The sequence below is a fragment of the Paenarthrobacter sp. TYUT067 genome (assembly GCF_023656375.1).
GTDB lineage: Bacteria > Actinomycetota > Actinomycetes > Actinomycetales > Micrococcaceae > Arthrobacter.
On record NZ_JAMOIT010000014.1, the window covers coordinates 89,298 to 102,733 of the forward strand.

Sequence of the window (13,436 nt, forward strand, 5' to 3'; positions counted from 1 at the left end):
TTGCGGTTTACTTGGGGATAGACCACTACTAAGGAGAAAACCCAATGCTTTTTGGGCGCGGCAAAAAGTCCAAGGACGAGAAGCCGGAAACCGCCGGCACCGTCGAGGAGTCCGGTACCGGGGCATCAACTTCCGAGCCAGGCGGGTCCGGCACCCCCGGAGATTTCCGGCTCGGCAAGGGTCCCTTGGACATCGACGAAATCGAGAACCGCGATGGCTACGTGGACCTCGGTGCACTGCTGATCGCACCAGCCGAGGGTCTCCAGCTGCGGCTTGAGGTCGAGGAAGCCACGCAACGCGTGGTTGCGGTGACCATGGACCTCAACGGTTCCAGCTTGCAGCTTCAGGCCTTTGCTGCGCCGCGTTCCGAGGGACTTTGGGATGAGATCCGTGAACAGATCACCCAGTCCGTAGCGAGCCAAGGCGGGGAAACCGAAGAAGTTTCCGGAAGTTTCGGCACGGAGCTGGTAGCCAAACTTCCCGCTGAAGCGGCAGGCGGCAGCAGAGGTTTCCGGGCAGCCCGTTTCATGGGTGTGGATGGGCCGCGATGGTTCCTGCGCGGTGTCTTGGGCGGACAGGCCGCCCTCGAACGTGATGCCGCAGCAGGACTGGAAGAGCTCTTCCGTAAGGTTGTTGTGGTCCGCGGTGATAACCCGATGCCACCGCGCGAACTGCTGCAGCTGCGCCTGCCCAAGGATGCTGCAGTGCCGGGCCAGGCCGGCGCCCCCCAAGGTGCGGTTCCCCCCGCGGACCCCGCCATGCGGCAACCGGAGCGAGGGCCGGAGATCACCCAGATTGGCTGATGCATCGGGCCGCTATGGGGTTGCCGGCCAAGGTCCCGAAGGGCAGGGAGTACGTGATCTCCCTGTCCGGGGCCGCGCAGTGTGCACGGGCTTCATTGAGTCCGTCACGCACCAGCCGCCCAGCGAGCAGCCATTCTTCTCTGCCGTGGTGGTTGATTCCGTGCGGCCCGGCGGAGGTGTGCCGAACATGGGAGCCGGCGGAGTCCGGAAGCCCTATGAGCGCCTCCGTGTGATTTGGCTGGGCAGGACCCGGGTTCCAGGCATTGAAGCCGGCGTGGAACTCCGCTTGAAGGGCATGGTCACTCAGGTTGATGGCCTTCCGGCCATGTTCAATCCCCGCTACGAAATACTTTCCCGTCAGGAGCACCTATGACCGTGGCCAACGGTTCCGAACCGAAGGACGCAGGGCGTCAGACGCCCGGCGAGAACGTTTCGTCCCACGTAAACGATGAACCGCAGGCGGACGCCCCACAGTCCGGTGCGGAAGGGCCCACTGTGTCCGACCTCGCTGCAGGGTATGCCCAGAAGGCCGGACTCCACCGTAACAGCGCCGGCCACGTGGATATGCTCAAGTCCGCCGGCGGCGTGCAGGGCATTGCCGAAAGCATCCTTCCGGGTTTGGTGTTCCTTGTGGCTTTTACCGTCACGCGCGACCTCACTCCGGCCCTCATCGCAGCGTTGGCTGCAGCCGCCGTCTTCACAGTGGTTCGTTTGATCCAGCGCCGTCCGTTAACGCAGGCATTGGCGGGAGTGGTGGGGGTGGGCATTTCTGCCTGGCTGGCGAACACCACAGGCAAGGCCGAGGACTTCTACGTGCTCGGCTTCTTCACCAACATCGCTTACATCGCGGCCATGGTGCTGTCCATCGTCTTCAAGTGGCCGGTAGCCGGACTTCTCTTCGGCTTCGTGCGCAATGAAGGACTGGAGTGGCGCAAGGATCCGGAGCGGCTCCGGGCCTACTCCTTGGGCACGTGGATTGTGGTTGCGGTGCTGACCCTGCGCTTGGTGGTTCAGGTTCCCTTGTACTACATGGGCGAGGCCGGACTGACAGCGTTGGCTACCACCAGGCTTCTGATGGGCGCCCCGCTGTACATCCTGGGCCTTTGGGTGGCCTGGTTGGTTACCAAGCCGGCACCTCAGCCGTCGAAGCCATCGTCCTCAGCGGACTGATCTGCCGGTTCTGACGTTCCCTCGCGGGGTTCCTTGGCGTCATCGGACGCTGGTGACAACAGAGCCCGCAAGCCGTCCTCAGCTGCGATGGTGGTGACGAAAAACAGCTCGTCACCGCCGTCCAGAACATCATCACGCGTGGGCGTAATGGGTGCTTGATCACGCAGGATGGCAACCAGGGTGGCGTCTTCGGGCCACTCAATGCCCCCCACTGTGCTGCCAATGACGTGGGAGTCGTGAGGAACGGTGAATTCCACGATCGAGGCCACGCCCGTCTGGAGGGTCAACAGGCGCACGATGTCGCCGATTTCCACCGCTTCTTCCACCAACGCTGTCATAAGCTGCGGTGTGTTGACGGCAACGTCCACCCCCCAGGAGTCATTGAACATCCAGTCGTTCTTGGGATTGTTCACGCGCCCCACGGTGCGGCCTACTCCGAACTCGGTCTTGGCGAGCAAGGACACCACCAGATTCACTTTGTCGTCGCCGGTGGCAGAAACCACCACGTCCGCATCCTCAAGTTTCGCGTCCTGCAGGGTGCTGAGTTCGCAGGCATCGCCCACCAGCCAGCGTGCCCCTCGCAGCCCGCTGCGCCCAATCACTTCAGGCTTCAAATCAATCAGGAGAATCTCGTGCTTGTGAGCCAGGAGCTCACGTGCAATGGACGAGCCGACGCTGCCCGCGCCAACAATGACAACTTTCACTAAGACTCCTTGGCGGGTGCTTTGGCGAGAATTCGGCTGATCTCGGATGTTCTGTCAAGGCTCACCATCGCGTGGACGGTATCACCTTCCTGATATGCAGTCCCGGCCTGGGGCAACAGGCCCTCGCCGAACCTGGTGAGGAAAGCGATGCGGATTCCGGCCGCGGACTCGATGGAATCCATGCTGTGTCCGATCCATGCCTCGTGCAGATCCACTTCGGCCAGCACCAAGCGGCCCGAAGGTTCGCGGTAGTCGCCGGCCAGGTGCTGCTCCGGAAGTATCCGCCGGAGAACCTGGTCGGCACTCCAGCGCACGGCTGCCACTGTGGGGATACCGAGCCGCTGGTAGATTTCGGCGCGGCCGGGGTCGTAGATCCGTGCCACCACATGGGAGACATGGAAGGTCTCACGGGCAACGCGCGTGGCCAGGATGTTTGAATTGTCGCCGCTGGAGACAGCGGCGAAGGCGTAGGCCTCTTCGACGCCGGCCTGCTTGAGGGTGTCACGGTCGAAGCCGACACCGGTGACCTTGCGCCCCGTGAAAGTGTTGCGCAATCGGCGGAAGGCCCGCTCGTCCTGGTCGATGATGGCCACGGAGTGACCGGCATCCTCCAAAGTGTGTGCCAAGGTTGCGCCAACACGGCCGCAACCCATGATCACGAAGTGAGCCACCGTGTCTCCTTATGTGTGTAGTCCGTCCCGCTCGGTATGACTTTACCGGTGCAGCGGGGGTATGCCGGTGACAACCGTCATGACATCCCTGGGGATTCAGAGTAGCTTTGCGGAGTGCTGACAATTCTGAATGCCGCCAAGCGGGTGTTGGTGGGCCGGCCGGTCAGGAATGACCGCCTGTCCCACACGTTGTTGCCCAAACGCATCGCTTTGCCGATCTTCGCCTCGGATGCCCTGTCCTCAGTGGCTTACGCCCCGGACGAAATCCTGCTGACGCTCGCCCTTGCCGGCGTCAGTGCCGTGGCTTTCTCTCCGCTGGTTGGCCTTGCGGTCATGGTGGTGTTGCTCACAGTTGTGGCTTCCTATCGTCAGAACGTCCACGCCTATCCCTCCGGGGGCGGCGACTATGAGATTGCCAACGTCAACCTCGGCAAGTATGCCGGATTGACCGTGGCTTCTGCCTTGCTGGTGGACTACGTGCTCACGGTTGCCGTGTCCATGTCCTCGGCGGCGACGTACCTCACCACGGCCATCCCGGCGCTGCATGGCCAGCAGGCGCTGATAGCCACTGTAGGCGTGATCATCCTCGCGCTGGTCAACCTCCGCGGTGTCAAGGAGGCCGGGACGCTGTTCGCAGTACCGACGTACATCTTCATGGCATCCATTCTTGGGATGACCGCTGTGGGCATCTTCCAGGCCGCCACCGGCACGTTGGGGGAGGCGCCTTCGGCCAATTTCACCATTGTTCCCGAGCCTGGATTTGATGAGGGCCTGGTGGGGCTGGCCGGAGCCTTCCTGCTTCTGCGTGCCTTCTCCTCGGGAGCCGCTGCACTGACAGGTGTTGAAGCCATCAGCAACGGGGTGCCCAATTTCCAGAAGCCCAAGAGCAAGAATGCGGCAACAACCCTGCTCCTGCTGGGCGTCATAGCCGCTTCCATGCTGGCAGGCATCCTCTACTTGGCCAACGCCACCAAGGTGCACATTGTCCTTGACCCGGCCCGCGAGTTCCTGGTGGACGGCAAGCCGCTGCCTGAGGGCTACATCCAGACTCCGGCCATCAGCCAGATAGCCGACACCATTTTCGGCTCCGGCTCCATCCTCTTCTACGTAGTAGTTGCTGCCACCGGCGTCATCCTGGTGTTTGCTTCCAACACGGCGTTCAACGGCTTCCCCGTGCTGGGTTCGATTCTGGCCCAGGACGGCTACCTGCCCAGGCAGCTGCGTACTCGAGGCGACAGGCTTGCCTTCAGTAATGGTGTCCTTGCGCTGGCAGCGGGGGCTCTGGTCCTGATTCTCGCCTTCAACGCCGATGTCACCAAACTGATCCAGCTCTACATTGTGGGCGTCTTCATCTCCTTCACCGCAAGTCAACTGGGAATGATCAGGCACTGGGGCCGTGAACTGAAACTCGCGCGGGACAAAGCTGTCCGGCGTCGCATCATCAAGTCCCGGACCATCAATATGCTGGGCTTCGGGATGACGGCCCTGGTCCTTGTCATTGTCCTCATCACCAAGTTCGAGCAAGGCGCCTGGATAGCCTTGCTCGCCATGTTCGTCCTCTTCCTCATTATGTGGAGCATCCGCGCGCACTATGACAACGTGGCCCGGGAGTTGGCGGTGGATGAGGACTCCTCGCCCCGTGCATTGCCCACCAGGGTCCACGCTGTTCTCCTGGTCTCACATGTCCGCAAGCCGGTCCTTCGCGCACTGGCCTATGCGCGGGCGTCGAGGCCTTCGCGCCTGGACGCCGTGACCGTGGACATCAGCGCCGAAGAAACGGCCCAGACCGTCCGCGATTGGGAGAAGCTGGAAATTCCGGTTCCCCTGACCGTCCTGGCCAGTCCCTACCGTGAAACCGTGACGCCCATCATGGACTACATCAAGAACATGCGCCGGGACTCACCGCGGGACCTGATCGTGGTGTACATCCCCGAATATGTGGTGGGCAAATGGTGGGAGCAACTCGTCCATAACCAAACAGCACTCAGAATCAAGACGAGGCTCCACTTTGAACCTGGAGTCATGGTTGCCAGCGTCCCGTGGCAGTTGAAATCGTCCGAAGAAGCAAAGGCACTGCAGGATACCTAAATGACCTCCCACAGCAATTCCCCCCAACACCATCACACCGGTGACCACCATTCCGCGGACCAGGCCACGCCCGGTGCTGAACTGGTGGTGGACATCGGCCCCATCGCCCATGGAGGGCACTTCGTCGCCCGGCACGAAGGCCGCGTCATCTTCGTCCGGCACGGCATCCCGGGAGAGAAAGTCCGGATCCGGTTGACCGACTCCGGTGACTCGTCGCGCTTCTGGCGTGCCGACGTCGTCGAGGTCCTTGAAGCCTCACCCGACCGCGTTCCGCACTTCTGGAAGCAGGCGGATTCGCTGAGTTCCTGGAGCCGCGGGACACCGCCGGTGGGCGGCGCGGAGCTTGGACACATTTCCTTGCAGCGCCAGCGTGCACTGAAAGCCGAAGTGCTGGCGGAGCAGCTCAAGCGCCTTGCCGACCTGGACCTCGCCACCGAGGTGGAAGCCGTGGGAGAAAATCACGACGGCGGACTCGGCTGGCGTACGCGGGCCAGCTTCGCGGTGACTCCCAAAGGCCGGTTGGGCATGCACGCACACCGTTCAGATGTGGTGCTTCCCATCAAGGAGATGCCGTTGGCGCTTGCGGGCGTCAATGAGCTGAAGCTGTGGGACCTTGACCTGTCCGGCATCGCCCGTGTGGAAGTTGCCGTGCCCGCCAACGGTTCGCGGCCCCTGATCCTGCTGGCCCCGGAAGAGTCCACCAGCCCCAAGAGATTGCACAGCATCCTTTCGCAGCTGCCGCACGATGTCTCGGTTGCCAGTTTCGATCCCGGCAAGGGCGAAGTCCTGCAGCTTCGGGGGAGGACCTGGGTGCAGGAAACCGCAGCAGGCCATGAGTACCGTGTAACCGGTGAGGGTTTCTGGCAGATCCACAAGGACGCCCCGGACACGCTGGTGGACGCTGTAGCGGGCTATCTTTCCCGCGGTGGGTACTTACAGCCCGGTGCGACGGTGGCCGACCTCTACGCCGGCGCCGGCCTGTTTACGGCACCTTTGGCGGACGCCGTCGGAGTGACCGGTTCGGTACTGTCCGTTGAAGGCGCGCCGGGCACCAGCCGTGACGCCCGAAAAAACCTGCATGGTCAATCCCAGGTGGAAATCGTGCAGGGGCGTGTGGAGAAGGTGCTGCACCAACGCGCCCGCAGCTTCGACTCGCTGGTGTTGGATCCACCGCGTGCAGGGGCGGGCAAGGCCGTGGTCAAGCAATTGATGGCCACCGGACCCCGCGCAATCGCCTATGTGTCATGCGATCCCGCATCCTTTGCGCGTGATCTGGGTTACTTCCATCAAGGCGGCTGGCGGCTTGAGTCGCTGCGGGCCTTCGACCTTTACCCGAACACCCATCACCTGGAAACGGTGGGATTGATCGTCCCCGGACCGTAACTGCGGCGCAGTCCGCGTTCCGTGGTGCCACTGGTGAAACTGCCTGTTTCCCCGGAGGCAACTGATCAGTGACGCAACACCGAAGTATGCCATTACGATGGCAGTAGTAGCCCCGGTCAACGGAAATCAACGCCGCTGACCGGGGTGACCAAGAGAGATGCCGCCCGGCTAAGTAAGGTGCGCCTAACTGGCTAGCGGCCAACCACGCGACAAAGATGAAACTGTTGCGAGAGGAGTCCTGCCATGAGCACTGTGGACAGCTTCGGTTCCAAAGGCGTACTGAATGTAGCCGGCACCGACTATGAAATTTTCCGGTTGAACTCCGTAGAGGGCGCAGACAGCCTTCCGTTCAGCCTTAAGGTATTGCTTGAAAACCTCCTGCGGACTGAGGATGGCGCCAATATAACGGCTGACCATGTCCGCGCGCTGGCCGGTTGGGATCCCAATGCGGAGCCCGACACGGAAATCCAGTTCACCCCCGCCCGCGTCATCATGCAGGACTTCACCGGCGTTCCCTGCGTCGTGGACCTGGCTACCATGCGTGAAGCCGTCAAGGAGCTCGGCGGTGACCCCAAGCGCGTCAACCCGTTGGCGCCTGCAGAAATGGTGATCGACCACTCCGTCCAGATCGATGCCTTCGGTAACTCCGGCGCACTGGAGCGCAACATGGAGATCGAATACCAGCGCAACGGTGAGCGCTACCAGTTCCTTCGCTGGGGCCAGACCGCGTTCGACGACTTCAAGGTTGTCCCCCCGGGAACCGGCATCGTCCACCAGGTCAACATCGAATACCTGGCACGCACGGTCATGACCCGCGAGGTAGACGGCGTTGTCCGCGCCTACCCCGACACCTGTGTTGGCACCGACTCGCACACCACCATGGTCAACGGCCTGGGCATCCTGGGTTGGGGCGTTGGCGGCATCGAAGCCGAGGCTGCAATGCTCGGCCAGCCCGTCTCCATGCTGATTCCCCGCGTTGTGGGCTTCAAGCTCAAGGGCAGCATCCCCGCCGGCGCCACCGCTACCGACGTCGTGCTGACCATCACCGAAATGCTGCGCAAGCACGGTGTTGTTGGCAAGTTCGTTGAGTTCTACGGCGAAGGCGTTGCCGCCGTGCCGCTGGCCAACCGCGCCACCATCGGCAACATGAGCCCCGAGTTCGGTTCCACGGCTGCGATGTTCCCGATCGACGACGTCACCCTGGACTACCTGCGCCTGACCGGCCGCTCCGAAGCAAATGTTGCCTTGGTTGAGGCCTACAGCAAGGAACAGGGCCTCTGGCACGATCCTTCCCGCGAACTGCGCTTCTCCGAGTTCCTGGAGCTGGACCTGTCCACCGTTGTTCCTTCCATCTCCGGCCCCAAGCGTCCCCAGGACCGCATTGAGCTCACGGATGCCAAGGAGCAGTTCCGCAAGGACATCCACAACTACGTCGCCATTGAAGACGGCAGCGTTGACGAGTCCCTGGACGAATCGTTCCCGGCTTCGGATGCACCGTCCTTCACGCACGCCGATTCGCACACCACGGAAACGGACCGCGTTTACTCTGCCGCCAACGGTGCCCACGGCCGCCCGTCGTCGCCGGTCAAGGTCAAGACCGCCGATGGCCGCGAGTTCGAGCTGGACCACGGCGCAGTGTCGATCGCTTCGATCACGTCCTGCACCAACACGTCCAACCCGTCCGTCATGCTGGCTGCGGCCCTCCTTGCACGCAACGCCGTGGACAAGGGCCTGACCTCCAAGCCGTGGGTCAAGACCTCTGTGGCACCGGGCTCAAAGGTTGTCACTGACTACTACGAGAAGTCCGGCCTGACTCCCTACCTGGAGAAACTCGGCTTCTACATTGTGGGCTATGGCTGCGCCACCTGCATCGGTAACTCCGGCCCGCTTGAGCCGGAAATCTCCGAGGCAATCCAGGCCAACGACCTCTCCGTCACTGCCGTCCTCTCCGGCAACCGCAACTTCGAAGGCCGCATCAACCCGGACGTAAAGATGAACTACCTGGCTTCGCCGCCGCTGGTCATCGCTTACGCCCTGGCAGGAAGCATGGACTTCGACTTCGAAACCGATGCGCTGGGCACGGACTCCGAGGGCAACGAGGTCTTCCTCAAGGACATCTGGCCGAACCCCACCGAGGTGCAGGAAGTCATTGACTCCTCCATTGACGAGGCAATGTTCGCCAAGGGTTACGAGGGCGTTTTCGACGGCGACGACCGCTGGAAGGCCCTTGACACCCCGGCGGGCGATACTTTCGCTTGGGCCGAGGACTCCACCTACGTGCGGAAGCCCCCGTACTTCGAAGGCATGAAGGCCCAGCCGGATCCCGTCAAGGACATTTCGGGCGCCCGCGTGCTCCTGAAGCTTGGCGATTCCGTCACCACGGACCACATCTCCCCGGCCGGTTCCTTCAAGTCGGACACTCCTGCGGGCCAGTACCTTCTGGCCAACGGTGTGGAGCGCAAGGACTTCAACTCCTACGGCTCACGCCGTGGCAACCACGAAGTCATGATTCGCGGTACGTTTGCCAACATCCGCATCAAGAACCAGCTCCTGGACAACGTTGAGGGTGGCTTCACCCGCGACTTCAGCCAGGAAGGTGCGCCCCAGGCTTACGTCTACGACGCAGCACAGAACTACCAGGCAGCAGGAACGCCCCTGGTTGTCCTGGCCGGCAAGGAATACGGCTCCGGCTCGTCCCGTGACTGGGCAGCCAAGGGTACGGCGCTTCTGGGCGTCAAGGCCGTCGTCGCTGAGAGCTACGAGCGCATCCACCGCTCCAACCTCATCGGCATGGGAGTCCTTCCGTTGCAGTACCCGGCCGGCGAGTCGGCAGCAACGCTGGGCCTGACGGGCACCGAAACCTTCGCGGTGGAAGGCGTCACCGAGCTCAACAACGGCACCACGCCGAAGACGCTCAAGGTCACGGCCACGGCTGAAGACGGTACCGCCAAGTCCTTCGACGCCGTTCTGCGCATCGATACCCCGGGTGAAGCGGACTACTACCGCAACGGCGGCATCCTGCAGTACGTTCTGCGCCAGATCTCGGCATAAGGAAGCGGCTGGTTCCCAGCTGATTCAGTAGCCGGACAGCCCCGGCTGGTCGCCCGACCAGCCGGGGCTGTTGGCGTCCCGGGCATCAGTCAGGGGACCGGATCGGGAGAACAATGCCAAGGCTTGAGGCCGAGGCGCACCATGCTTGCCCGGGCACGCGCTAGAGTTAACAAGCACGTCATTCACCCTAAGGAGGGCCGTTGGGACTTTTGGAAACCGTCAAGGATCCACGGGACCTGGCCACATTATCCGGCACCGAGCTGGAACAACTGGCCGGCGAAATCAGGGCGTTCCTGATCACCAACGTAGCCGCGACGGGTGGACACCTCGGGCCCAATCTGGGCGTCGTAGAGCTCACCCTCGCCGTGCACCGGAACTTTGAGTCACCGCGGGACAGCATCGTCTTCGATACGGGGCACCAGTCCTATGTGCACAAGCTGCTCACAGGACGTCAGGACTTCACCACGCTCCGCCAGCAGGGAGGGCTATCCGGCTACCCTGACCGTGCCGAGTCCGAGCACGACATCGTGGAGAGTTCACACGCATCTTCCTCACTGTCCTGGGCAGACGGCATCTCGCGTGCCCGCCAGCTGACCGGTGAAGGCGACCGGTTCGTCGTCGCCGTCGTTGGCGATGGCGCGCTGACCGGTGGCATGGCGTGGGAAGCCATCAACAACATTGCCGCCGACAAACGGCGCCGCGTGGTGATCGTGGTCAATGACAACGGACGCTCGTATGCCCCCACTGTTGGCGGTTTTGCCGATTACCTTGCCTCGCTGCGTCCCACCATTGATTCCCTGCGCACCACGCCGGCTTACGAGCGCATGCTGGACTGGTGGAAGAAGAAGCTCCAGGACGGCGGCCCGGCGGGTCAGTTCACTTATAAGAGCCTGCATGCCATGAAGAAGGGCATCAAGGACTGGTGGGCCCCGCAGGGTATGTTCGAGGACCTTGGCATGAAGTACATCGGCCCGGTTGACGGACACAACCTCCAAGCCATGGAACATGCGCTCAACACCGCAAAGGCCTACGGTGGACCCGTCATTGTGCATGCCATGACGGAGAAGGGCCACGGCTATGCGCCGGCTTTGGCCAATGAAGCAGACCAGTTCCACGCGGTAGGCATCATTGACCCCGAAACGGGTGAGCCCACGGAAATGCCGGGAGCAAGGTCCTGGACCTCCGTTTTCGCTGAAGAGATCGCGGATATCGCGGATGAGCGCCCGGATATCGTCGGTATTACCGGCGCCATGCTGATTCCCGTGGGATTGCACAAGTTTGCTGAGCGCCACCCCGAACGGGTGATCGATGTCGGTATTGCCGAGCAGCACGCGCTGACGTCCGCCGCTGGAATGGCCTTCGGTGGGCTTCACCCCGTGGTGGCGGTTTACGCCACGTTCCTGAATCGCGCTTTTGACCAACTCCTAATGGATGTTGCACTGCATAAAGCCGGTGTGACCATCGTCCTGGACCGTGCCGGCGTGACCGGCCCGGATGGCCCCAGCCACCACGGCATGTGGGACATGGCGATGGTTCAGATCGTGCCCGGTCTCCATTTGGCGGCTCCCCGTGACGCCACCAGGCTCCGCGAAGAACTGCGTGAAGCAGTCGCCATCAACGATGCCCCCACAGTGGTCCGATTCTCGAAGGGCAGCGTTGGTTCCGAAATTGAAGCGATAGACAGGCTTCACGACGGCGTGGACATCCTCGCACGGCGTCCGGAAGGCTCCACCGAGAACGATGTCCTGATTGTCAGCGTCGGCGCTATGTCCGAACTCGCTCTGGATGTTGCTTCCCGACTGGGCGCCCAAGGCATCAGTTCCACGGTGGTGGATCCGCGGTGGGTCCTTCCCGTCCGTAAATCCATCATTGCCCTTGCTGCCCGTCACCGCCTGGTGATCTGCATAGAAGACGGCGTCCGCGCAGGTGGCGTGGGGTCCCGTATCCGACAGGAAATGCGCGCCGCTGGCGTGGACACCGCGCTGAACGAAGTGGGCCTGCCGGTGGAGTTCCTGGTGCACGGCTCCCGCAGCCAGGTCCTGGAGCGCGTTGGCCTGACGGCTCAGAAGATAACGCACGACGTCGTAGCCCAGGTTTTGGGGACGAAGGTCCCCTTCGCCAGGCCTCTCCCGGGCCAGGAGCACCCCACCACCGGCAGCCTGCCAACGCTGTGACGGACGAGCGCGCGCCGGGCGCAGTGCAGCCCGGTGACCTCGTGGTGTCGAGGAACAGGAAATGGGACGGCAAGGCCCACTGGGTGGTGCCTGGACGTTACCTTGGTGAAGACATCCACGGTTGGTGGATATTTCAGGGGGCAGGGGAGTTCTGTGCCCGCCCGGGAGCAGCTTTCTACACAGCATCGGACGCCTTGTTGCTGGTCCCGCGGGCAGGCGAGTTTGTGGCAACCTTCTACGACGACAGTTATCCGGGGGACTTCAGGATCTATGTTGACCTGGCCACCGGTCATGACTGGAATCCCATCAAGCCGGGCGTTTGGGAATTTCACATGATTGATATGGATCTGGACGTGATCCGTTCCACTAAGCATGGGGTGTTCGTAGACGATGAGGACGAATTTGAGCATCATCGGATGGCCATGGGCTATCCGCAACAGACGGTGGACTCAATGCTCACAGAATGCGCAGCGCTCTTTGAGGCAGTGGACACCATGAAAGCGCCTTTCGACGTCAACGGAGCCACCAGCACCAGCGCCGAGTGGTTCAGGAAAGGACGAGCATGAGCGGCATTATCCGCGCGTACAAGCGCGACGACGACGGAGTACTTCACTTCCGTGAGGCCTGGTATGACGACGAAGACCAGCAGTTCGTTGTTAATCACGGTGTAGTGGGTCACCAGAGCAAGACCGACGAGGCAGACGTTGACGACGAATCTGCCGTGGATGGCCTGATGGCTGCCTTTGCTGCGCAATGCGAGGAAGACGGCTATGCCGAGATCCCTGAGTCTGAACAGTTTTGGGTAGTTGCCCAGATTGCGTTGAAGTCAAAGGACGGCACTGAACGCGACCGTCACCTTGAGCGTAAAGCCAAAGCTGCCCTCACCGGTGAATTGGCGTGGCGCGGGCTGGGAGTAGTGGACCGTTCGGAAATCGGCAACGGCCACCTGAACATCTTCTGCCTTTGCCCGGACGTCAACAAGGCCGTGAACGCCATCAAAATCTGCGTCCGTGGTGAGGACCTGGACTTCACCAAGCTCACGGTTGCGGCAGCTCCCCACAGTGACCCCACGGCATTCCGTGTGAAGCACTCGCCCAAGCAGGGTGTGGGCTTTACTCTCTAAGTAGCACCCCAACGCACCAGGAGGTATCCCCATGGCGTCCAAGAGCAACTGGCCCGGACATACGCCCCTGCCCAAAGGGCTGGCCGCTCCGGCCAGACGGGCGCTAGCGCATGAGGGGATAGAGACGTTGGAGCAGTTGGCCGAGTTCGGCGAGGCCGGGCTGTCCAAGCTCCACGGGATGGGGCCGGTGGCTGTAGCGCAGCTTGAGGATGCCATGGAGGAATCCGGGATCTCGTACGGAACCGGCTAACTGTTCTGCCGAGGAGTTT

General features: G+C 62.2%; 12 protein-coding genes. 10 read left to right on the plus strand and 2 right to left on the minus strand.

The features are described 5' to 3' along the window. The first annotated feature begins 44 nt into the window (after positions 1 to 44). From MOD31_RS13955 to MOD31_RS13965, 3 genes are read left to right on the plus strand one after another with little or no spacing between them, the layout of a single operon-like run. Entirely contained in the window at positions 45 to 803 is a 759-nt protein-coding gene (locus MOD31_RS13955; protein WP_250820936.1) for a DUF3710 domain-containing protein, read from the plus strand. Next, positions 796 to 1,176: a hypothetical protein gene (locus MOD31_RS13960; protein ID WP_208097145.1), complete on the plus strand. Its 381-nt coding sequence runs from the start codon at positions 796 to 798 to the stop codon at positions 1,174 to 1,176. Before MOD31_RS13955 ends, MOD31_RS13960 begins: the two co-directional genes overlap by 8 nt. Further along, entirely contained in the window at positions 1,173 to 1,973 is an 801-nt protein-coding gene (locus MOD31_RS13965) for a DUF3159 domain-containing protein (RefSeq protein ID WP_250820937.1), read from the plus strand. The genes MOD31_RS13960 and MOD31_RS13965 overlap by 4 nt, the downstream gene beginning before the upstream one ends. Here MOD31_RS13965 and MOD31_RS13970 read toward each other — a convergent pair. Beyond that, a complete protein-coding gene (locus tag MOD31_RS13970) occupies positions 1,940 to 2,677 on the minus strand; it encodes a TrkA family potassium uptake protein (RefSeq protein WP_142939469.1) in 738 nt (245 codons plus the stop codon). The genes MOD31_RS13965 and MOD31_RS13970 overlap by 34 nt on opposite strands. Continuing rightward, the gene (locus MOD31_RS13975; protein ID WP_142939468.1) at positions 2,677 to 3,348 is read right to left on the minus strand and encodes a TrkA family potassium uptake protein; all 672 of its coding nucleotides are present in this window, start codon (positions 3,346 to 3,348) and stop codon (positions 2,677 to 2,679) included. Before MOD31_RS13975 ends, MOD31_RS13970 begins: the two co-directional genes overlap by 1 nt. A 114-nt stretch (positions 3,349 to 3,462) precedes the next feature. On the opposite strand from MOD31_RS13975, the gene MOD31_RS13980 reads away from it, so the two are divergent. The 7 genes from MOD31_RS13980 to MOD31_RS14010 all read left to right on the plus strand — a co-directional run bounded on the left by MOD31_RS13980 (position 3,463) and on the right by MOD31_RS14010 (position 13,417). Next, positions 3,463 to 5,436, plus strand: coding sequence for an APC family permease (locus MOD31_RS13980; protein WP_166842776.1), 1,974 nt, complete (start codon positions 3,463 to 3,465; stop codon positions 5,434 to 5,436). Beyond that, on the plus strand, positions 5,437 to 6,819 hold the full coding sequence (locus MOD31_RS13985; protein WP_250820938.1) for a class I SAM-dependent RNA methyltransferase: 1,383 nt from the start codon (positions 5,437 to 5,439) through the stop codon (positions 6,817 to 6,819). Positions 6,820 to 7,062: 243 nt separating this feature from the next. Beyond that, positions 7,063 to 9,870, plus strand: coding sequence for an aconitate hydratase AcnA (gene acnA, locus MOD31_RS13990; protein ID WP_142939465.1), 2,808 nt, complete (start codon positions 7,063 to 7,065; stop codon positions 9,868 to 9,870). Between the two features lie 200 nt (positions 9,871 to 10,070). Then, entirely contained in the window at positions 10,071 to 12,044 is a 1,974-nt protein-coding gene (gene dxs / locus MOD31_RS13995; RefSeq protein WP_142939464.1) for a 1-deoxy-D-xylulose-5-phosphate synthase, read from the plus strand. After that, on the plus strand, positions 12,041 to 12,610 hold the full coding sequence (locus MOD31_RS14000) for a DUF402 domain-containing protein (protein ID WP_223942320.1): 570 nt from the start codon (positions 12,041 to 12,043) through the stop codon (positions 12,608 to 12,610). Before dxs ends, MOD31_RS14000 begins: the two co-directional genes overlap by 4 nt. Continuing rightward, a complete protein-coding gene (locus MOD31_RS14005; protein ID WP_142939462.1) occupies positions 12,607 to 13,167 on the plus strand; it encodes a hypothetical protein in 561 nt (186 codons plus the stop codon). Before MOD31_RS14000 ends, MOD31_RS14005 begins: the two co-directional genes overlap by 4 nt. A gap of 31 nt (positions 13,168 to 13,198) precedes the next feature. Next, positions 13,199 to 13,417 (plus strand): hypothetical protein, encoded by a 219-nt coding sequence (locus MOD31_RS14010; RefSeq protein WP_062068055.1) that lies wholly within the window; start codon positions 13,199 to 13,201, stop codon positions 13,415 to 13,417. The last annotated feature ends 19 nt before the right edge of the window (positions 13,418 to 13,436 follow it).